This is a genomic window from Bradyrhizobium sp. 149, assembly GCF_023073915.1.
Lineage (GTDB): Bacteria > Pseudomonadota > Alphaproteobacteria > Rhizobiales > Xanthobacteraceae > Bradyrhizobium.
The window spans coordinates 241,248-260,928 of record NZ_JADPKK010000023.1 but is presented as its reverse complement, the minus strand read 5'-3'; the positions used below and the strand labels follow the sequence as shown (position 1 = coordinate 260,928).

Annotated in this window: 19 protein-coding genes and 1 pseudogene; 14 read left to right on the top strand and 6 right to left on the bottom strand. The window is 63.2% G+C overall.

Features of this window, described 5'->3' with window-relative positions:
• Positions 1-15: 15 nt before the first annotated feature.
• The 6 genes and pseudogenes from IVA88_RS28975 to IVA88_RS28950 all read left to right on the top strand — a co-directional run bounded on the left by IVA88_RS28975 (position 16) and on the right by IVA88_RS28950 (position 4,579).
• Entirely contained in the window at positions 16-399 is a 384-nt protein-coding gene (locus IVA88_RS28975; protein ID WP_247500614.1) for a phage terminase large subunit, read from the top strand.
• Entirely contained in the window at positions 396-695 is a 300-nt protein-coding gene (locus tag IVA88_RS28970; RefSeq protein WP_247500613.1) for a hypothetical protein, read from the top strand. Before IVA88_RS28975 ends, IVA88_RS28970 begins: the two co-directional genes overlap by 4 nt.
• Before the next feature lie 64 nt (positions 696-759).
• Positions 760-1,186, top strand: a pseudogene (locus IVA88_RS28965) (GNAT family N-acetyltransferase).
• A gap of 234 nt (positions 1,187-1,420) precedes the next feature.
• A complete protein-coding gene (locus IVA88_RS28960; protein WP_247501219.1) occupies positions 1,421-2,689 on the top strand; it encodes a CoA transferase in 1,269 nt (422 codons plus the stop codon).
• A gap of 129 nt (positions 2,690-2,818) precedes the next feature.
• Positions 2,819-4,024 carry an acyl-CoA dehydrogenase family protein gene (locus tag IVA88_RS28955; RefSeq protein ID WP_247500612.1) on the top strand — a complete coding sequence of 402 codons (1,206 nt, stop codon included), beginning with the start codon at positions 2,819-2,821 and terminating at the stop codon, positions 4,022-4,024.
• Between the two features lie 9 nt (positions 4,025-4,033).
• Positions 4,034-4,579 carry a flavin reductase family protein gene (locus IVA88_RS28950; RefSeq protein WP_247500611.1) on the top strand — a complete coding sequence of 182 codons (546 nt, stop codon included), beginning with the start codon at positions 4,034-4,036 and terminating at the stop codon, positions 4,577-4,579.
• Positions 4,580-4,604: 25 nt separating this feature from the next.
• Here the strand turns inward: IVA88_RS28950 and IVA88_RS28945 are convergent, their stop codons facing one another.
• Complete coding sequence (locus IVA88_RS28945) at positions 4,605-5,582, bottom strand: NAD(P)-dependent oxidoreductase (RefSeq protein WP_256466859.1); 978 nt, start codon at positions 5,580-5,582, stop codon at positions 4,605-4,607.
• 122 nt (positions 5,583-5,704) lie between these two features.
• On the opposite strand from IVA88_RS28945, the gene IVA88_RS28940 reads away from it, so the two are divergent.
• From IVA88_RS28940 to IVA88_RS28915, 6 genes are all read left to right on the top strand, one after another.
• Positions 5,705-6,691, top strand: a complete 987-nt coding sequence (locus IVA88_RS28940; RefSeq protein WP_247500609.1) for an ABC transporter substrate-binding protein — start codon at positions 5,705-5,707, stop codon at positions 6,689-6,691.
• A 69-nt stretch (positions 6,692-6,760) separates the two neighbouring features.
• The gene (gene ilvD, locus IVA88_RS28935) at positions 6,761-8,455 is read left to right on the top strand and encodes a dihydroxy-acid dehydratase (RefSeq protein WP_247500608.1); all 1,695 of its coding nucleotides are present in this window, start codon (positions 6,761-6,763) and stop codon (positions 8,453-8,455) included.
• Positions 8,456-8,623: 168 nt separating this feature from the next.
• Positions 8,624-9,424 (top strand): ABC transporter ATP-binding protein, encoded by an 801-nt coding sequence (locus IVA88_RS28930; protein ID WP_247501218.1) that lies wholly within the window; start codon positions 8,624-8,626, stop codon positions 9,422-9,424.
• Entirely contained in the window at positions 9,421-10,206 is a 786-nt protein-coding gene (locus IVA88_RS28925) for an ABC transporter permease (protein WP_247500607.1), read from the top strand. The genes IVA88_RS28930 and IVA88_RS28925 overlap by 4 nt, the downstream gene beginning before the upstream one ends.
• The gene (locus tag IVA88_RS28920) at positions 10,203-10,970 is read left to right on the top strand and encodes an ABC transporter permease (RefSeq protein ID WP_247500606.1); all 768 of its coding nucleotides are present in this window, start codon (positions 10,203-10,205) and stop codon (positions 10,968-10,970) included. The genes IVA88_RS28925 and IVA88_RS28920 overlap by 4 nt, the downstream gene beginning before the upstream one ends.
• Before the next feature lie 37 nt (positions 10,971-11,007).
• The gene (locus tag IVA88_RS28915) at positions 11,008-12,054 is read left to right on the top strand and encodes a peptidase M29 (RefSeq protein ID WP_247500605.1); all 1,047 of its coding nucleotides are present in this window, start codon (positions 11,008-11,010) and stop codon (positions 12,052-12,054) included.
• Here IVA88_RS28915 and IVA88_RS28910 read toward each other — a convergent pair.
• The 5 genes from IVA88_RS28910 to IVA88_RS28890 are packed head-to-tail and all read right to left on the bottom strand — an operon-like array spanning position 12,051 to position 17,757.
• Positions 12,051-13,043 carry a 3-hydroxybutyryl-CoA dehydrogenase gene (locus IVA88_RS28910; RefSeq protein WP_247500604.1) on the bottom strand — a complete coding sequence of 331 codons (993 nt, stop codon included), beginning with the start codon at positions 13,041-13,043 and terminating at the stop codon, positions 12,051-12,053. The two genes, IVA88_RS28915 and IVA88_RS28910, sit on opposite strands and share 4 nt — an antisense overlap.
• Positions 13,044-13,046: 3 nt before the next feature.
• Positions 13,047-14,135, bottom strand: coding sequence for an NAD/NADP-dependent octopine/nopaline dehydrogenase family protein (locus IVA88_RS28905; RefSeq protein WP_247500603.1), 1,089 nt, complete (start codon positions 14,133-14,135; stop codon positions 13,047-13,049).
• On the bottom strand, positions 14,132-15,655 hold the full coding sequence (locus IVA88_RS28900) for a long-chain fatty acid--CoA ligase (protein ID WP_247500602.1): 1,524 nt from the start codon (positions 15,653-15,655) through the stop codon (positions 14,132-14,134). The genes IVA88_RS28905 and IVA88_RS28900 overlap by 4 nt, the downstream gene beginning before the upstream one ends.
• Positions 15,656-15,657: 2 nt before the next feature.
• Positions 15,658-16,947 (bottom strand): acyl-CoA dehydrogenase family protein, encoded by a 1,290-nt coding sequence (locus tag IVA88_RS28895; RefSeq protein ID WP_247500601.1) that lies wholly within the window; start codon positions 16,945-16,947, stop codon positions 15,658-15,660.
• 12 nt (positions 16,948-16,959) lie between these two features.
• Positions 16,960-17,757, bottom strand: a complete 798-nt coding sequence (locus IVA88_RS28890) for an alpha/beta hydrolase (RefSeq protein WP_247500600.1) — start codon at positions 17,755-17,757, stop codon at positions 16,960-16,962.
• A 215-nt stretch (positions 17,758-17,972) separates the two neighbouring features.
• Between IVA88_RS28890 and IVA88_RS28885 the strand changes: the two genes are divergently transcribed.
• Both IVA88_RS28885 and IVA88_RS28880 read left to right on the top strand, forming a co-directional pair.
• The gene (locus IVA88_RS28885; protein ID WP_247500599.1) at positions 17,973-18,734 is read left to right on the top strand and encodes an SDR family oxidoreductase; all 762 of its coding nucleotides are present in this window, start codon (positions 17,973-17,975) and stop codon (positions 18,732-18,734) included.
• Positions 18,735-18,777: 43 nt separating this feature from the next.
• Positions 18,778-19,614: an enoyl-CoA hydratase family protein gene (locus tag IVA88_RS28880; RefSeq protein ID WP_247500598.1), complete on the top strand. Its 837-nt coding sequence runs from the start codon at positions 18,778-18,780 to the stop codon at positions 19,612-19,614.
• The last annotated feature ends 67 nt before the right edge of the window (positions 19,615-19,681 follow it).

Here is a 19,681-nt window from a genome sequence, read left to right as displayed (position 1 = left end):
GAGCGAGCGCATCCATTGTCCATCCTGAAAATTCCGACGGCCAAGATCTTTGAGCCGCTGTTGAAACCTGCGCGCTACAAGGGCGTCTATGGCGGGCGCGGCTCGGGCAAATCGCATTTCTTCGGCGAGCTGCTGGTCGAGACCTGCCAGGCCGAACGTGGCACGCTCGCGGTCTGCATCCGCGAGGCGCAGCGGACGCTGGCGCAATCTTCCAAGCGGCTGATCGAGGGCAAGATCGCAAGCCTCGGGCTCGGCCACGGCTTCAGGCCCTTCAGCGACAAGATCGAGACGCCCGGCGACGGGCTGATCATCTTTCGCGGGCTTCAGGCCAATCTGGTTGTCTCCTTCTACTTCGCCAAGCGCGGCTTCGAGAACGTTGCGAGGATCATCAAGCGGTGAAGATGCCAGATGACGAAATCAGGGCGATCGTGGCCGAGACGCTCGCCGAGCAACACCGGCTCCAGCAGGCGAATATCGATGCGATCGTATTGACGACGGTCGCGTCGGTGCTGGCATCTTTCGGAATCGAAGATGACGACCGAAAGGAGCTGAGGGCTGATTTCCAGCACCTGCGGAGGTGGCGAACGAGCGTGGAGCAGGCGCAGAGTTACACCTTCAAGGCCGTCATCACGGTGATCGCCACCGGGCTCATGGGCGCGGTTTGGCTTGGCGTCAAGGTGGTGCTGGGCAAGTGAGCCCTCAACCGCGACGACATCCCCGCACTTCCACTCATGTTATTCCTCGCCGATGGACCGTCTCATGTACAGAATTCGCATTGTCGATGCGTCCGATGACGATCGCCGGCACATTGGCCGATCTGCATCAGTTGACGTTCTTCGATGCGGCTGCCCTGCCGCAATTCGAGTTAGGTGCGTGGTGGCTTGCCTATCATGGTCATGAGCCGGTAGCCTTCGCCGGTGTCGTACCGTCAACGCACATTCGAAATGGCGGCTATTTCTCCAGAGTTGGTGTGTTGCAGCGGCATCGGGGACGTGATCTTCAGTGCAGGCTGATGCGGGCGATCGAGGCGAGGGGGCGGCGTATTGGATGGGACAGCATCGTCTCGGATACGACAGACAATTCGGTGTCTGCCAATAATTTCATCCGGGCGGGTTACCGGCTCTTTGAGCCCCATGTGCCCTGGGCTCGGTCGCATACGCTCTACTGGCGAAAGCGGCTTCGCTGAGCAATGGAGCCAGGTTTCCCGCGGTGCGGAACGTAATTCCCGCAACGTAAAATGGTTCGCGCGAGACGAAGCGCTGCACGAAACGTCCAAGGGCCCGGCAGCTTGACAGCTGCCGGGCCCTTTTTGCGTATTGAAGCGATGCGGGCGGAGCTCTTGCGAATTCAGTGGTGCCGGGCTTTAAGTTTGCTCTCGCAGGAAATTCGGCGACCACAAGCCGATGTAAGGGAGCCGCCGATGCCCACCAAGCCTCAATTGCCGGAACGTTCGTCGCGGGCGACGGACACGCCTAGCGCGCTCGATGGTCTGCTGGTCGTCGATTTTACGCGCGTGGTTGCCGGTCCGGCCTGTACGCAGACGCTTGCTGATTTCGGCGCGCACGTCATCAAGATCGAGAATCCAGACGGCGGCGACGATACGCGCGCGTATGAACACGCCGAAATCGGTGGAGAGAGTGCTGCTTATCTCAGCCTGAATCGCAACAAGCGCGATATCGCGCTCGACCTAACCGTGCCGGAGGCGCGTGAGATTGCGCTGGATTTGATTCGCAAGGCCGACGTGGTCGTCGAGAACTTTTCCAGCGGGGTCATGAAGAAATTCGGTCTCGACTATGAAGCTGTTGCGCCGCTCAATCCGCGGCTGGTCTATTGCTCGATCTCCGCCTATGGGCGCACCGGACCGTTTGCCTCGCGTCCCGGTTTTGATCCGATCACGCAGGCGGAAAGCGGCTTCATGTCGCTCAACGGATTTGCCGATGGGCCTGCGGTTCGCACCGGTCCGCCCATCGTGGACATGGCGACGGGGATGTCTGCCTGCAATGCCATCCTGATGGCGCTGCTGGCGCGGGATCGGCTCGGCCGCGGCCAGCATGTCGAGGTGGCCCTGTTCGACGTTGCGATGGGCATGACGGGCTTCTACGGCATGGCTTATCTGATCAACGGCGAGAACCCTGGGCGGTTCGGTAATTCGCCGAGCGGGTCTCCCACCGTCGGCGTCTACGAGGCCTCCGATGGGCCGCTCTACATCGCGTGTGCCAACGATCGGCTCTATCGCAGGCTGGTCGTCGAGGTGCTGAACAGGCCCGATCTCATCACCGATCCGCAGTTTGCAACGCGCAAAGCCCGCTCCGAGCACAAGGAGCTGTTGCGAGCAGCCATCGCGGAGGTCTTTGCAAGCGATACCCTCGAGAACTGGATGGCGAAGATGAAGCTGGCCAATATTCCGGTCGGCTATCTCCGGACGGTCGAGGAGGGGTTCAATGCGCCGGAGGCGCGAGAGCGCCATCGCCTGAACCGGATTCCGCATCCCACGGCGGAATGGGTCCCGAACATCGAGCCTCCGATCAATATGAGCTTGACGGGAGCGATCGATCCCGTGGCTGCCCCCTTGTTAGGCGAGCATACCATCGACGTCCTGCGTGATACGCTCGGATACGACGAGCGTCGGATCTCGGAGTTCACCCAAAAGGGGGCCTTTGGATCGGGCAAGCCATCGGCGCCGGTTTGAACCCGGGCGGTCGTTCCCCTTGAGGGCTGGGATCGCGTCCTAGCGCTGCATCGCTTGCTTTGGCGATGTTCCCGCCGCATAAATGCGTGAACGCGAGGGAGACGAATGGCGCCTGCTCAAGAGCCAAGCATGGGCCAGCCGGCGGGAGAGGAAGCCGGCGAAGGCACCTATGCAGCAATGATCGCGAAGGCCCGGTCCCTTCTGCCGCGGCTGCGAGAGCGAGCGGCGCGGACGGAAGAGTTGCGGCATCTGCCGCCGGAAACCGAGAAGGATCTGCACGACGCCGGCCTGTTCCGAATGCTTCAGCCGAAGCGCCTTGGCGGTGCCGAGCTTGACTATGTCGCTCTTGTCGACTGCGCGGAGCTTCTCGGACAAGCGGACGCGTCGGTGGCGTGGAATCTCGCCAATTTGGCAAGCCATCATTGGATGCTCGGCATGTTCGGACAGACGGCGCAGGATCTGGTCTGGGGCCGTGATCCGGACGCGCTGATCGCGTCCTCGTTCATTTTTCCCGCCGGACGCGCCGCGAGAGTTGAGGGCGGATACCGGCTCCACGGCAGCTGGCCGTTCTCCTCGGGCGTTGCCTCCTGCGCATGGAACATGCTTGCAAGCGTGGTTTACTCCGACGATGAGGCAGACGGCATCGAGTATCGGATATTCTTGCTGCCGAAAGCCGACTACAAGGTCCTCGACACCTGGAATGTCGCGGGACTGCGCGGGACAGGGTCTTGCGACGTGGAGGTCAGGGACGCTTTCGTGCCGGACGACATGACGGTCGCAGTCGGCGATCTTGCCGGCGGACCGACTCCGGGAAGCAAGCTCAATCCCAACCCGCTGTATGCGCTTCCCGTGTTTTCGCTGTTTCCTTACGTCCTCTCCGGCGTTGCGCTGGGGAACGCGCAGGCATGTCTCGACGATTATGCGGAGGTCGTCCGCCATCGCATTTCCACCTACAACCACGCCAGGCTGAGCGATTATCAAAGTACTCAGATCAAGATCGCCGAGGCGTCGGCGAAGATCGACGCTGCACGCTTGATCATGCGCTCGGCCTGTCTGAATGCCATGGAGGATGCACGGCGCGGTCATATTCCCGACATGGCGACCAAGACCAGATATCGGCGCGACGGAGCTTTTTCGGTGAACTTGTGCACGGATGCGGTCTCGATGCTGTTTGCCGCGAGCGGAGCACGGGGCCTGTTCACGACGGGCGTGTTGCAGCGGCAGTTCCGCGATGCGCACGCGATCAACTCGCATCTCGCGTTCAATTTCGATGCGGCCGGGACCAATTATGGACGTGTGGCGCTGGGCCTGCCGTCCGAGAATCTCACGCTGTGAGGCCGGCCGATGAATGATCTGCCGAAACAGCCGGGCATTCCCGATCCGGCCAACGAACTCGCGAGCGACAGCTCGCCGATCGATCCCCGTGATTTTCGCAGTGCGCTTGGCACCTACGCCACCGGCGTGACGATCATCACAGCCGCGGCTCCCGACGGCAGGCCTTATGGCCTGACGTGCAATTCATTCGCCTCAGTGTCGCTGAATCCTCCGCTGGTCCTTTGGAGCCTCGTCGTCTATTCCTCCAGTTTGACCATCTTCCAGAACGCCAGCCATTTCACCGTCAATGTGCTTGGCGCCTCGCAACAGGCGCTTGCGAACAAATTCGCCAAGTCGTCGGATGACAAGTTCACGGGCGTGGACTGGACGCCGGGTCTCGGCAACGCGCCGGTGCTCGCCGAGAGCGTCGCCAATTTTCAATGCCGCTCGGTCAATCGCTATTACGGCGGCGACCACGTGATCTTTCTCGGTGCCGTCGAGGCCTATACTTACAATGCCAGGGAGCCGCTGCTCTTCGCGCGGGGCGCGTTTGGCCGATTTCTTGCCGACGGCTAGCGCAAGCAGTCACTCTAGGCCTGCTTCAGCTCGCGCTCGACGGTTCAGCGTTCCCGGCCGAAAGCTTGTAGATTTCGAGCGCATCCGCGTCCGCGCCTCGGGCGGCTTTGGCGAGCCGGAAAAGTTGTCCTGCGAGCGAGGCCATGGGCACCGGCGTCGACGTCGTCCGCGCGACATCGGCGACCGTATCGAGGTCCTTGAGCATCGTCGCGATGTGACCGAGCGGCGGTGAGTGAATGCCTTGGACCATCCGCGGCACAAACAGCTGAAGCGGAATGGAATCCGCGAAGCCGCCGGCGAGTGCTTCGGGCAACCGGTTGGCGTCGATTCCGGCGTTCACGGCAAGGCGCGTTGCTTCCGCAAGAACAGCCATCGCGCATCCGACGATCACCTGATTGCATAGCTTGGTGGTCTGGCCGGCGCCGGTCGGGCCCATGTGGGTGAACCTGCGTGCCATGGCGAGCACGTAGGGGCGGACCCGCTCGACGTCGCTGGCCTTTCCGCCGGCCATGATGGCAAGCGTGCCTTCCTCGGCGCCCTTGGTGCCACCCGACACCGGCGCATCGATCCAGCCCGCGCCGTTCGCAGCAAACAATCGCGTTGCAAGGTCCCGTGCGGCGTCAGGATGGATCGACGAGAAGTCGACCACGAGCTTACCCGCGCCGGGCGCTGTTGAGATGCCCGCGGGCCCGAAGATCACCTCTTCCACGGCGGCCGCATCCGTCACGCACATGAAGACGATGTCCGAGCTCGCCATCAAGTCGCGGGGTGTGGCTGCGCGTCTGGCACCGGCCTCGACGAGCGCAGCCATCTTCCCTTCCGAACGGTTCCAGACGGCGACCTGGTAGCCGGACGCGAGCAGGCGCCGGGTCATGGGTGTCCCCATCAGTCCAAGGCCGAGATAGCCGAGCCGCTCGACGCCTTGCGGGTTTGTCTTGCTCGCTTCAGCCATAGGTTGCCTCCATCTGTCGCTCCGCGATGCCACGCGACGCTGCACTACCATACATGGCCGATCCCACGACGAAACCGCCCGGCCCGCATGGCTTGCTTGATTGTTTGAACCATGAAACATTTGCCGCGGCCGGATTGGATGGCGCCGGCCGGCGCCTGGGCAGCGGAGTGGGCATGATGCGAACCGTTTCGAAGTGGATCCTGGCTTTGGGGGCGGCAGCGGCCGTGAGCGCGAGCGCAGGCTCATCGTTGGCGCAGCAGACGATTCGGGTCGGCTGGACGATTCCGGCAGAGGAATCCAAATATTGGATGATGCGCCGCCCGGCTGAGTTTCCCAATCTCGGCAAGACCTACAACGTCGAATGGACCCAGTTTCAGGGCACCGCTCCGATGACACAGGCATTGGCGGCCGGCGCGCTGGATTGCGCGACGCAGGCGCCGCTGTCGCTCGCCAACGGCGTGGTGGGCGGCAACCTCAAGGCCTACATCGTGGCGCAGCATGTCTTCGAGAAGCCCCGCGGTTTCTCGGTTTACTGGGCTGTCATGGAGGACTCCCCGATCAAGACGATTGCCGATCTCAAGGGCAAGACGGTCGGAATCTCCGTGATCGGCGGCGGCACGCAAGGCCCGTTCAATCTGCTCCTCAAGCAGAATGGCATCGATCCGGCCAAGGACATCAAGCTGGTCGAGGTCGGCTTTGCCGTCTCCGAGGATGCGTTGCGGCAGGGCCGCGTCGATGCCGTCAACATGAACCAGCCGTTTGCCGCGCGCGCGGAGGCAAAGGGAGGCACCCGCAAACTGTTCTCGCTGTCGCAGGCGATGCCGAACATCGTGCACATCCTGGAAGCCTGCCGTGCCGATTTCGTCGACAAGAACCCGGAGTTGGTGACCGCTTATGTGCGTGACATCACCTCTGGCATGAAGAAAGCGCTGGCCAACCGCGAAGAGACGTTGAAGGTCGTCAACGAAGTCCTGAAGGCACCTATTCCGGTTCTCGAGACCTATCTGCTCAAGGACAACGACTTCGGCCGCGATCCGGGTGCGGCCCCGAATTTCCCCGCGATCCAGAAGATGCTGGACATCTACGCGGAGACAGGAATGCTGCCAACGTTGGATGTCGCGCAATTCAAGCATTCGACGATTGTCGCTCCGCTGCAATAGGCGATCGGGCGACTGATCCGGGCGAGGAGGTCGCGGCGTCCAGGGACGTTGCATGAAGAAGATGCACGTATGAAGAAGTTGCGATCTCGGATCACGACGGACGGCCTCGACCGGGCTCCGCATCGCGCGTTCATGCGCGCCATGGGGCTCGACGACGCTGCGATTGCCAAGCCGATGGTCGGCGTCGTCAGCATGAAGGGCGAACAGACGCCCTGCAACATGACTCACGACTTTCAGGTCGCGGCGGCCAAGACCGGAATCGAGGAGGCCGGCGGCACGCCGCGCGAGTTTTCGACCGTGTCGGTTTCCGACGGTATCAGCATGAATCACGAGGGGATGAAGTTCTCCCTGTTTTCGCGTGAGCTGATTGCCGATTCGATCGAAGCCGTCGTCCATGGTCTCGCCTACGATGCACTGATCGGATATGGCGGATGCGACAAGACGCTTCCCGGCGTGATGATGGGCATGGTCCGCTGCAACGTGCCGTCGATTTTCATTTACGGCGGCAGCTCGCTGCCGGGCCGCGTGGACGGGCGGACCCTGACCGTGCTCGATTCCTATGAGGCGGTCGGCAGCTTCATGACCGGAGAGATCGACGGCGCCACGCTCGAGCGGATCGAGCGAGCCTGCCTGCCCACCATCGGCGCGTGCGCCGGCCAGTTCACCGCCAACACCATGGGGATGGTGTCGGAGGCGATGGGCCTCACCATTCCCAACGTGTCCACGGTGCCAGGGGTCTATGCCGAGCGTGCGCAGATATCCAGGCGGGCCGGGCGCCTCATCATGGAGATGCTGGAGCGCCGCGGGCCGCTGCCGCGCGACGTCGTGACGCGGAAATCTCTGGAAAACGGCGCGGCAATCGTAGCCGCAACGGGCGGTTCGACCAATGCCGCGCTGCATCTGCCGGCGATCGCGAACGAGGCTGGCATCGCATTCACGATCGATGATGTCGGCGAGGTTTTTGCCAGAACGCCGCTGATCGGGAACTTGCGGCCTGGAGGGAAATATACGGCCAAGGATGTTTACGACATCGGCGGCGCCGCCGTGGTGATCCGGGAGCTGATCCAGAGCGGGCATATTGATGGCACCAGCTTATCCATCACGGGCCGTACACTTGCCGAAGAATATGGCGACGCCAACGCGCCTGATGGAGAGGTCGTTTACGCGGCCCGCGCACCGATCATGCCCGATGGCGGCGTCGCGGTGCTGAAGGGAAACCTCTGTCCTGATGGCGCGGTCATCAAGGTCGCGGGCCTGAAGAGCCAGTTCTTTGAAGGCGTGGCGCGCGTTTTCGAAGACGAGGAAGCCTGCGTCGCGGCTGTTCGTGATCGCACCTATCACGCGGGCGAGGTGCTTGTGATCCGCAACGAGGGGCCGGTGGGCGGCCCCGGCATGCGCGAGATGCTCGGTGTCACAGCGCTGATCTACGGACAGGGCATGGGCGAGAAAGTGGCCCTGATCACGGATGGACGGTTCTCCGGCGCCACCCGCGGAATGTGCATTGGCTATGTGTCTCCCGAGGCCTTCGTCGGCGGTCCGCTGGCGCTGGTTCGCGATGGCGACAGGATCCGGATTGATGCCGCAAACCGGCGAATGGATATGCTGGTCGACGAGCAGGAACTCGCCGCTCGCCGACACGATTGGAAGCCGCGTCCGCCTCGTCATCGTGCCGGCGCGCTGGCGAAATATGCGCGGTTGGTTGGCCAGGCACCGGGCGGGGCCGTCACACATGAGGGGCCCGCAGAATGGCCCTGGTTCGGATGACGCGGCGAACCTGCCGAAAACAGCCAATGATCTGGCAGGTTTCTTGCTAAGCTAGTGCCGCTGATGGAGGACATTCAGCTAGTCTGTTGCGCGGGGTTCGCGCGCGAAATGAAGTGAGACGGGATGAAGGTAGTGCCTTCAAGATCGAGCGAATGGGTGAAACCGGTGATGCCGAAAAAGCCGGCTTCTGCAATCATCGAGATCGAGCGCGTCTCGCAGGTATTTCAGACCTCGGCGCGCAAGGATCATGTGGCGCTATCGGATATCTCGCTGACGATCGAGGAGGGAGCCTTCGTCTCCATCCTTGGTCCGTCCGGCTGTGGCAAGTCGACGCTGCTTTACGTCGTCGGCGGCTTCGTCAACCCGACCAGCGGCTCAGCAAAGATCAAGGGACGGACGATCACGGGACCAGGGCCGGACCGCGGTCCGGTATTCCAGGAATTCGCGTTGTTTCCGTGGAAGACCGTGCTGGGCAACGTGATGTATGGCCCGCGTCAGCAGGGCGTGCGCACCACCGAGGCGGAAGCACAGAGCCGGGCCCTGATCGAAATGGTCGGGCTCAAGGGCTATGAGAACTTCTATCCCAAGGAGCTGTCCGGCGGCATGAAGCAACGCGTAGCGCTGGCTCGGACGCTGGCCTACCATCCTGAGGTTCTGTTGATGGATGAGCCGTTCGGCGCGCTCGATGCTCACACCCGGACGCGCCTGCAGAACGATCTGTTGAATATCTGGGAGCGTGATCGCAAGACGGTGCTGTTCGTCACTCATTCGGTCGACGAAGCCGTTTTTCTGTCGGACAAGGTCGTGATGATGTCGAAATCTCCCGGCCGCATCCGCGAGGTCATCGACATCGATCTGCCGCGGCCCCGCCGACGCAGCGAGCTGCTGCTCGATCCGCGCTATCAAAAATACGTCGTCGATATCGAGCGGATGTTCGACGAGGTCGACGAGACAGGGGCGCTATTATGACGGCGCCGGCGGCCCTGGCCAGACGCGCTGCCCCGGTGTTCGCCTGCATCGGGCTGCTGGCGGTATGGCAGGTCGCGTCGCTCGTTCTGAAGAACGACAGCTTCCCCACGGCGATCGAGGCGATCCGGGCGATTCCGGATATCCTCGGCGACAAGGAGTCGCTGATCAACATCCTGGCCTCGCTCCGCCGCATGGCGCTCGGGTTCGGCGTCGCCGTGCTGGTTTCGATTCCGCTCGGCCTGTTGATGGGCCGCAGCCGGGCCGTCGCGGCCTTCTTTAATCCGCTCCTGATGGTGATCTACCCGGTGCCGAAGGCGGCCTTGATGCCGATCATCATGCTGTGGCTGGGCGTCGGCGACATCACGAAGACGCTGGTGATCTTCCTCGGCGTCAGCCTGCCCGTGATCTATCACAGCTTCGAGGGCGCCAAGGCGGTGGAGGAGAAGATGCTGTGGTCGGGCGCCGCGATGGGGCTTTCGCCTGGGCAACGGCTGGTCCGGATCGTACTGCCGGCGGCGCTTCCGGAAATTCTGACCGGATGCCGGACTGGACTCGTATTGGCGCTGATCACGATGATTACCAGCGAGATGATCGCCCGTCAGTCCGGCGCCGGCAATATTTTGTTCAACGCGCTCGATATGGGCCAATACGACACCGTCTTTGCGATGATCATCATCGTGGGGGCGATGGGAATTTGCCTCGATGCGATCTTCGAGCGGGTCCGCGCAAGGCTGGTGCGCTGGTCCGAGCCTCAGTTCGACATGCCGCTGAGCTTCTCATGACATCGCAGCTTCGCTCCACAAGCATCATGCTCGGGCTCGCGCCAATCGTGCTGGTGATCGCGCTGTGGCAGAGCCTCGTCTCATTTGGTTTTGCGCCTGCGGTCCTGCTGCCGCCGCCGGGATACGTCTTCAGCAGGTTGCTGCAGCAGCTCATGACCTGGACGTTTCAGCAGGAGATCGCGGCGACCCTGATCCGGCTGTTTGCCGGCTTCGCGATTGCGGTCGTGCTCGGTGTCAGCATCGGCATCGCCGCTGCCGCCAGTCCGGGTATCAACGCCGTGGTTCGGCCGATCGTGCGCGTGCTCGCGCCCTTGCCCAAGGTCGCGCTCTATCCGGCATTGCTGCTGCTGCTCGGCTTCGGTCACGGATCGAAGATCACGCTGGTCGCGGCGGATGCGCTCTTTCCCATTTTGCTCTCTACTTATTACGGCGCTTCAACGGTGGAGCAGAAGCTGATCTGGTCGGCCATGGCGGCGGGAACGCCGCGCTACGAGATACTGTTCAAGGTGGTGCTGCCGGCGGCGATGCCCTCGATCCTGACGGGTTGCCGGATCGGCCTTGTCATTTCCTGCATCGTGGTGTTTCTGGCCGAGATGATCACCTCGACCGACGGGCTCGGACATGTCCTCGTCACGGCGGCCCGGACCTTTCAGGCCGTCGATATGTTCGTGCCGCTGATCACGATCTCGCTGCTGGGCTTGATCCTGAATGTCCTGCTGGGGGCCGTGCGCTCCTACCTGCTGCGGGGTTTTCCCGAAGCGTGAACTGACGCAGAAGAAACCAGAAGACCGGGAGTAGACCATGCTGGCTGATCGCATCGAGGCAAAATGGATCGACGCGTTTTGCGAGATTTTTGAGCGATGCGCCGTCAAGGCCGGCGATACCGCGGCGATCCTCTCGGAAACCCAGTCGCGTGCGTTGAATGTTCATCTGGCCGAGCTCGCGCTGCTACGGATGGGCGCGCGGCCGTTTCACGTGGTTATGCCGACCCCGCGTAACCGGAATATCGTTCCGGTTCGCTCAACCGGCGCAAGCGAGGCGATCCAGCGGCTTGGCCCGGTCATCACCGCGCTTCAACAGGCCGGCTTTGTGGTGGATTGCACCATCGAGGGCCTGATGCATGCCGTGGAAACGCCGGAGATCCTGAAAGCCGGCGCGCGCATCCTGGTGATCTCCAACGAGCATCCCGAGGCGCTGGAGCGGATGGTGCCGGATTCCGCGCTCGAAAAGCGCGTCCGTGCGGCGGCAAAGATGCTCCGCGGGACCAAGCGGATGCGGGTGACTTCAAAAGCCGGCACGGCGCTCGACGTCGACATGATCGGAGCGTCCACGGTCGGCGTGTGGGGATGGACCGACAAGCCCGGTACGCTGGCGCATTGGCCTGGGGGCATCGTCGTCAGCTTCCCCAAGAGCGGCACGATCAATGGCACGCTGGTGATGGCGCCCGGCGACATCAACCTGACCTTCAAGCGTTACCTGACATCTCCGGTGAAGATGACACTGAAGGACGATTACGTGGTCGAGCTGGAAGGCGAGGGCACGGATGCCGCGATGATGCGCGCCTATCTTGCCGCCTGGGGCGATCGGGAAGCCTATGCAGTATCCCATGTCGGCTTCGGCATGAATCCGGGCGCGCGCTACGAGGCGCTGTCGATGTATGACCAGCGCGACACCAACGGCACGGAAATCCGCGCCGTCTCCGGCAATTTCCTGTTCTCGACCGGTGCCAACGAATTCGCCGGCCGTTACACGGCGGGCCATTTCGATCTGCCGATGATGGGGACGACGATCGAGCTCGACGGCGTCGCGGTGGTGCGTGAAGGCGTTCTGCAGGACGTCTTCGGCTAATCGCGATCGAGCACCGGTGGCCGCGCCAGCTCGAAATGCCGGAGCAGGTCGACCATGGCCTGAAGCCGTTTTGTCCGATAAGCGTCGACGTCCATGCCTGAATAGTCGAGAAAGCCTGCGCCTGTGCGCAGGCCAATCCGGCCCTCCTGCATGTTCCGTGAAATGACCTCCGGCGCGCGATAGCGGTCGCTGCCGAGTGCGCCTTCGAGATAACGGCTGGCGTAATAGAGGATGTCGCCGCCTCCCCAGTCGATGAATTCGAGCAGCCCAAGCACGGCGTAGCGGAAGCCGAAGCCGTAGCGGATCGCCTTGTCGATCTCCTCGGCGCTGGCGACGCCTTCCTCGACCATGCGTGCGGCCTCGTTCATGGCCAGCGCCTGGATGCGCGGAACGATGAAGCCGGGCGTCGCCGCGCAGACCACCGGCACCTTGCCGATGCCTTCGAGTAGCGCCTTGACCTCGTCGACGATGGCGGGATCGGTGGCCTGGCCGGGCGAAACCTCGACCAGGGGGATCAGATAGGCCGGATTGAGCCAGTGCACATTGAGGAAGCGGCGAGGATTCACGATCGCGCCTGAGAGATCGTCGACGAGAATGGTCGATGTCGTCGATGCGATGATCGTATCGGGGCCGACCTGTCTTGAGGCGGCCCCGAGCACCTCGCGCTTGAGTTCGACGACCTCGGGGACCCCTTCGAAAACAATTCCCGCATCGGACAGTGCCGCATTGCTCTGGGCGGCCGGCACCACGGAGACCCGTGCGATCAGCGGATCGACATCCGCCTCGGTCAGTAGCCCCAGCTTCGACAGGCTGGCAAAGGTCTTCCTGATTTCGCCGAGCGCATCTGCCTCCAGCCTGGCGAAATCTTCCGCCGAACGGGCCTTGATGTCGATCATCGTGACCGTATGCCCCGCGTAGGCGAACGCGACGGCGATGCCGCGCCCCATGCGGCCGGCCCCGAGACAAGCGATCGTGGCTCGGCTGGTCATCGGTCAAAATCCCTTGCGAAGAAGCGTCTGCAAAGCCGCCTTGCCGAGATTGCCGAGCCCCAGCGTCTCGAGGGTTCGGCCGCCTTGCGCAAAATCTTCGCCGCAGACTGCGCCACCGATGGCCAGGAATGCTTTGGCCAGCGGCGTGGCCATGCCTGCCAAGTCGGCGACGGAGACCAGCAGCGATAGCCCAAGCCGCAAATCTTCTCTCATATAACGGTGCTCGGTCAGCACGATCTGCTCGCGCCAGTCACCGGAATCGGTCAGCCGGTCATGCGAGCCGCGGCCATACATCCAGATCTCGCCTTCCCTGGCGTAGTGATGGGCGAGCGGAAAATGCGGTGCGCCATATCCGAGCGCCTCACGCACGGCGATCCGTTCGGCGTCGAGCGCGTCGGTGACCCGGCGAATCGCGGCTTGCGTTCCTTCCTTGTGAATGTCCCACTTCTCGAAATGCTCGATCGGACCTGCATTCATCACGATCAGCGGCGGATGAATGATCGGGCCTGCGTTCATCAGCGCACCGGAGAGAGCATCTCCGCACGGCTCGACCGCGCCGGGGAAAGCCTGTCCAATCACCTCAAGTGCACGCGGCGCCTGATCGAGCGGGAAAACGCCGACCGGCAGTCGCTTGGCGCGGATGGTGATCGCGACCTCGAATGGCCCGTGCTTGCGGGTCAGCCAGGGCAAGGTCCCGGTCTCGGCAAAGCTCGCCCTGGCGTGGTTGCCGGCATCCCGCGCGGCCTGGGCGAAGATCATCGAGCCGAACGTGGCCGGCGGCAGAAACACGACCTGTCCATCCCGCAGATGTGGCACGAGCAGCCGCGCAACATCAGGCTGCGCGAAGGCGGGGGCGGGGCACAGGATCAGCTCTGCGCCGTTGACCGCTTCGGCGATGCCGGTCGTGACCAGCGCGAGCTTGACGTCGTGACGGCCGTTATGATCCTTCACCAGGATGCGCGAGCCGGCGGCGCGATGTGCTGCGACCTGTTCCGCGTCGCGGCGCCAGAGTCGGACCTCATGTCCCGACAGCGCAAAATCGCCCGCGGCCGCGAAAGAGCCGTTTCCCCCACCCAGAACCGCAATCTTCAAGATGCTTCTCCTTGCGCGCGCGATTGCGCATCAAGCTGCTTCAGCAGGAAGTGCTGGACCTTGCCGAGCGCCGTCCGCGGCAGGTCGGTGACGAAAACGATCTCGCGCGGAATTTTGTAGCGGGCGAGTTGTGCCTGAAGATGCACTTTCAACGCATCTGCTTCGAGCAGACTGCCGGATCGCGGGATCACGTAGGCGATGGGCACCTCGTCCCAGCGTGGATCGGGCCGGCCGATCACGGCGCATTCGCTGACATCGGGATGTTCGAGCAGGACCCGTTCGACCTCCGCCGGATAGATGTTCTCGCCGCCGGAAATGATCATGTTCTTCTTGCGGTCGCGGACCCAGAAATAGCCGTCCGCGTCGCACAGGCCGATGTCTCCGGTGCGATACCAGCCGTCGTGCAGCGCATCGCGCGTGGCGTCCGCGTTGCCCCAATATTCGAAGAACACGTTGGGACCGCGCACCGCGATCTCGCCCGGCGCTCCCGCCGGCACCTCGCGGCCGGCCTGATCAATCACTTTCGCTTCGCAGCACAGGCCGGCAAGTCCGGTCGATCCCGTGCGCGAGAGATCGCCACCAAGCCGGGTGTAGACTGCAATGGGGCAAGTCTCCGTCGAGCCGTAGACCTGAAGCACCGGGACGCCGCGCGCCAGGAAGCGGTCGATCAGATACGGCGGCACGATGGTCGAGCCGGTCGCGACGGCTTTGAGTGACGAAAGGTCGGTCGTGGCCCAGGCGGGATGCTCGCTGACGGCCTGGATGATCGCCGGGACCATCACGGTCAAGGTCGGCCGTTCCCGTTCGATGGCAGCAAGCGCGCTGTCCGGCGTGAAGCGCGCGTGAACCGTGACCGTCGCGCCCAGCTGGAGCGCCGCCGTGGTCTGGATGTTGAGGCCACCGACGTGGAAGAACGGCAGCAGCGTCAGCACATGGTCATCGGACGTCATGTTGTGCATGTGCTGGCTCATGACGCCGTTCCAGAACAACGCCTCCTGGCGCAGCACCGCGCCTTTGGGCCGTCCGGTCGTTCCTGATGTGTAGACAATGAGGAGCGGGCAGGAGAGATCGGTGTGCGGGTTGCGGCCGGTGCCCCGGCTTCGCGCCAACAGGTTTTCGAACGTCGTGCCGCGAGGCGGCTCGAAGTCGAGCCCGACGATTGCAGTCCCCTCAAGTTCGGCAAGAACCCCCTCAAATGCCTGCTCGAGCACCAGGACCTTGGCGCCGGCATCGGTGAGGATGAAAAGCTGCTCGGCGATAGCCAGCCGCCAGTTCAGGGGCACCAGCATCGCGCCGAGCCGCGCGCAGGCATAGAGCAGAACCAGATAGTCCGGCCGGTTCAGGCTGAGGATCGCGACGCGGTCGCCCCGGCCGACACCGAGCTCCTGCTTCAATGTCGCCGCCGTCCGCTCGATGCGTGCGGCGAACGCTGCATAGCTCAACCGTTCGCCTTCGAAGGCAATGGCTGTCTTGTCTGGCGCGAACGCCGCGTTGCGATCGATCAGACTACAGAGGTCCACGGTCAGTCGTCCGTCTCGCCGGCCTCGTACAGCGCCTCGCGCCCGATCCGGTCGAGGCAGAGCTCGGCGGTCCAGGGCAGCATCAGCGAGCCGCAGCGGCTGTCGCGATAGATCCGTTCGAGCGGCAGCGAGCGGAGCATGGCCTGACCGCCGCAGGTGCGGATCGCCAGCGCGGCGAGCTCATTGGCGCCCTCCATCACCGAATATTGCGCGGCATAGGCGCGCAGCACCTGCTCCTTGCTCGGATTGGCGCGGGCCTCGGTAACGGCCTGGAACCAGATCGCCTTGATCTGCTCGAGCTTGATCTGCATCTGCGCGACCGCAATCTGCTTGGTCGGATACATCCTGCGCTTGACCGGCGGCATGCCCGGTACTTCGCCGCGCAGATATCGGACAGTGAAGTCATAGGCGGCTTGCGCGAGGCCCATATAGGTCGGTGACAGCGTCAGGAACATGTGCGGCCAGCGCATCGCGGCCTGGAAATAGACGCCGCGCGGCATCAGCGCCGAATCTGCCGGCACGTACACGTCCTTGAACAGCAGCGTGCGCGAGACCGTTCCGCGCATGCCGAGTGGATCCCAGTCGCCGACGACGGAAACGCCTTCCGATTTCGCGGGGATGGCGAGGTAAAGCGTATTGCGGCGCGAAGCCTTCTCGCCTTGCTCGATCTCCGTGCAGAGCACGCCATAATAGTCCGCATGGCCGGAGAGCGATGCAAAGATCTTCTTGCCGGTGACGATCCAGCCGCCCTCGACCGGCCGCGCTTCCGTGCCGAAGGCGACGCCGCCTGCCGCTGCCGCGCCGCCCTCCGAGAAGGGCTGCGAATAGATCGCGCCGTCCTCGACGATGCGCTTGTAGTGGACTGCACGTCGCCCTTCGTGCTCGGCGCGGGTCTCTGCATCCATGTCGAGATCGTCGGCGAGCGGGCCCGACCACAGCGTCGAGCAGACATGCATGTTCCAGGTGAGTGCAGTCGCGCCGCAATAGCGGCCGATTTCGGCTGCCGCCAAAGCGTAGGTCTGGTAGTTCGCCCCGAGCCCGCCATGCTTCTTGGGCACGGCAATACCGAGCAAGCCGACGCGATGCAGGTCGCGATAATTCTCGGATGGGAAGATCGCCTCGCGGTCGTAAGTCGCGGCACGGCCAGCGAACACGCTTTGGCCGATCTCCCGCGCACGCGAAATGATGCGGGCCTGCTCGTCGCTCAAACGGAACGCGACGGGATCGAAGATCGGCGCATCCAACGCGACCTTGTCAGTTGCGCCGATGGTCTTGCTGACTTGCATGGTCATTGCGCAGTCACCCTAATTTTTGGTCGCGACGGAGGTCAGGAACCGGCCGAGAGCCTCGTCGAAGGCATCGGGGCGTTCAAGGTTGGCGAGATGGCCGACAGAGTCGAGCTCGACATATTCAGCCGAGGGAATGTAGGTCGCCGTCTTCGCCATCATGGGGGCAGGCGCATTGTTGTCCTTGGAGCCGGACAGCAGCAGCGTCGGGATGAAAATGTCCTTCAGGGTGCTGCGTTGGTCGAAGCCGATCAAGGCCAGCATCATGGCGCGATAGCTCGCTTCGGGCACGCTTGCCATGCACTCGCGTGCAAGCTCCATTCCCCTGGGATCAGGATCGTCGCCCACGAGTTCCTTCACCAGAGCGGGCGCCAGCGACTTCATCGTTTCCCCGCGATCGAGTGGCCCGAGCCGCGCGGCGATAAACGATTTCTGCCAATCGCCGTCGGCCTTGCCGAAGGCCGGGCTGGTCTGCGCCAGCACGACCGCGCGCGCCAGGTTTGGGGATTGCACCAGCCATTTCTGGACGATCATGCCGCCGATGGAATGGCCCACCAGAATTGGCTTGCTCGCACCAAGCTGCTCGATGAATTGCTGAAGCGCATCCGCCAGAGCAGCGATGCTGACGCTGGCGAGCGGCGCCGATCCGCCATAGCCCGGCATGTCCCATGCAATCGCGTGGAAGCGGTCGCTGAATGTGGCAAGCTGCTGCCGCCAGGCCCGTGCCGCACCGCCGATGCCATGCAGGAAAATCAGAGGTGTCGCGCCCGGATCGCCCGCGGCTTCATAGGCGAAGCGGCCGTCCTTTGTTATCATTGGCGCAGGCTGCGACACGCGACATCCTTTTGCTTGGCCCTTCGATGCTAACAGGCCTGTGAGGGATGGGAAGAGATAATTTTATACTTAAAGCAATTTTCGGGCCGGCCTCTCCACGTGCGGCCGTTCGCGGTGCCGAATGAGCTTTGTTTGCAAAAGTTTGAAGGTTAAAATATATCGAGGGAGCGATCAGCAGAATGCAAGGAAGCCAGCGCATGTCCGGATTACCGCATTCGCCGCACGCGCTGGTGACCGGTGGCGGTCGCGGCATCGGTCGCGCCATCGCAGCAGCGCTCGTCCAGGCCGGTGCGACGGTGACCGTCCTTGGCCGGAACGCTGCGACGCTTGAAGAGACCGTCAGTGCGGGGGCCGCGCATTTTGTGGCCATCGCCGACGTCTCGGACGAAGCCTCATTGAAAGCCGCCATCGCTGAAGCGAGTGCGCGGCAGCCGATCGACATCCTGATCGCCAACGCGGGAAGTGCCGAGTCCGCGCCGTTCTCCAAATCCGACAGCGCCCTGTTCGCGCGCATGATGGACGTCAATTTCATGGGCGTGGTTCATGCTATCAGCGCTGTGCTGCCCGGGATGAAGGATCGTCCCTATGGCCGTATCGTCGCGATCGCGTCGACGGCGGGGCTCAAGGGCTATGCCTATGTCAGCGCGTACACTGCGGCGAAGCACGCCGTGGTCGGTCTCGTGCGCTCCCTTGCTATCGAGATGGCGGGCAGCGGCGTGACCGTCAACGCGGTGTGTCCCGGCTTCACCGACACCGATCTGGTTGCCGGCAGCATCGAGAACATCATGAAAAAGACGGGGCGTAGCCGCGAGCAGGCGATTGCCGAGCTCGCGAAACATAATCCGCAGGGACGGTTGATCTCGCCGCAGCAGGTCGCGGATGCCGTGCTCTGGCTGTGCGGCGAGGGCGCCGGCGCAATCACCGGCCAGGCGATCGCTATTGCCGGTGGTGAGATCTAGCGCGCATGTCGCAGGCGCGGAACATGGAAGCTAAGGAGATCGCATGAGCAGACCAGCCAATCCCGTGACCTTACCGCTTGCGGACTACTCGCCGCAGCACTTCCTCCTGGGCGTGGTCGACGGTGTTGCAACGGTTACGCTCAACCGTCCGGAACGGAAGAATCCGCTGACCTTCGAGAGCTATCGCGAGCTCACCGATTTCTTTCGCGCTTGCGCGTTCGACGACGCTGTCAAGTCCATCGTTGTGACCGGCGCTGGTGCCAATTTCTCCTCCGGCGGCGATGTGTTCGAGATCATCGGTCCGCTCGTGAAGATGGACACCAAAGGGCTGACGGCGTTTACGCGGATGACCGGCGACCTCGTCAAGGCGATGCGGGCCTGCCCGCAGCCGATCGTTGCCGCGGTCGAAGGCATCTGCGCCGGCGCGGGCGCGATCATCGCCATGGCGTCGGACATGCGGCTTGCGGCGAGCGGGGCCAAGGTCGCATTCCTCTTCAACAAGGTGGGCCTGGCCGGTTGTGACATGGGCGCCTGCGCGATCCTGCCGCGGATCATCGGACAGTCCCGCGCCTCCGAGTTGCTCTACACCGGCCGGTTCATGACCGCGGAGGAGGGGGAGCGCTGGGGCTTCTTCAGCCGCCTCGTCACGCCGGAACAGGTGCTACCCCAGGCACAGCTGCTGGCCAGGCAGATCGCGGAAGGACCGACCTTCGCCAACACCATGACCAAGCGGATGCTGGCCATGGAATGGGCGATGTCGGTGGAGGAGGCGATCGAGGCGGAAGCTGTTGCTCAAGCGCTGTGCATGACGACGGCCGATTTCGAGCGGGCCTTCGAGGCCTTCGCCAACAAGGTCAAGCCGGTCTTCAGGGGCGACTAAGCCGGGCTGTGCCGGCAGCCCGCCGCAATGGGGGCTTGCGCGAGATTATTTTAGGCTTAAAATAGTT

What these genes read in the sequence shown, in the direction of transcription:
- IVA88_RS28945 (WP_256466859.1), bottom strand. Translation starts at nt 5,582, where the DNA reads ATGGTAGTGCAGCGTCGCGTGGCATCGCGGAGCGACAGATGGAGGCAA.
- IVA88_RS28895 (WP_247500601.1), bottom strand. Translation starts at nt 16,947, where the DNA reads ATGACCATGCAAGTCAGCAAGACCATCGGCGCAACTGACAAGGTCGCG.
- IVA88_RS28950 (WP_247500611.1), top strand. Translation starts at nt 4,034, where the DNA reads ATGAATGATCTGCCGAAACAGCCGGGCATTCCCGATCCGGCCAACGAA.
- IVA88_RS28955 (WP_247500612.1), top strand. Translation starts at nt 2,819, where the DNA reads ATGGGCCAGCCGGCGGGAGAGGAAGCCGGCGAAGGCACCTATGCAGCA.
- IVA88_RS28910 (WP_247500604.1), bottom strand. Translation starts at nt 13,043, where the DNA reads ATGACCAGCCGAGCCACGATCGCTTGTCTCGGGGCCGGCCGCATGGGG.
- IVA88_RS28885 (WP_247500599.1), top strand. Translation starts at nt 17,973, where the DNA reads ATGTCCGGATTACCGCATTCGCCGCACGCGCTGGTGACCGGTGGCGGT.
- IVA88_RS28890 (WP_247500600.1), bottom strand. Translation starts at nt 17,757, where the DNA reads ATGATAACAAAGGACGGCCGCTTCGCCTATGAAGCCGCGGGCGATCCG.
- IVA88_RS28960 (WP_247501219.1), top strand. Translation starts at nt 1,421, where the DNA reads ATGCCCACCAAGCCTCAATTGCCGGAACGTTCGTCGCGGGCGACGGAC.
- IVA88_RS28915 (WP_247500605.1), top strand. Translation starts at nt 11,008, where the DNA reads ATGCTGGCTGATCGCATCGAGGCAAAATGGATCGACGCGTTTTGCGAG.
- IVA88_RS28925 (WP_247500607.1), top strand. Translation starts at nt 9,421, where the DNA reads ATGACGGCGCCGGCGGCCCTGGCCAGACGCGCTGCCCCGGTGTTCGCC.
- IVA88_RS28940 (WP_247500609.1), top strand. Translation starts at nt 5,705, where the DNA reads ATGATGCGAACCGTTTCGAAGTGGATCCTGGCTTTGGGGGCGGCAGCG.
- IVA88_RS28930 (WP_247501218.1), top strand. Translation starts at nt 8,624, where the DNA reads ATGCCGAAAAAGCCGGCTTCTGCAATCATCGAGATCGAGCGCGTCTCG.
- IVA88_RS28880 (WP_247500598.1), top strand. Translation starts at nt 18,778, where the DNA reads ATGAGCAGACCAGCCAATCCCGTGACCTTACCGCTTGCGGACTACTCG.
- ilvD (WP_247500608.1), top strand. Translation starts at nt 6,761, where the DNA reads ATGAAGAAGTTGCGATCTCGGATCACGACGGACGGCCTCGACCGGGCT.
- IVA88_RS28920 (WP_247500606.1), top strand. Translation starts at nt 10,203, where the DNA reads ATGACATCGCAGCTTCGCTCCACAAGCATCATGCTCGGGCTCGCGCCA.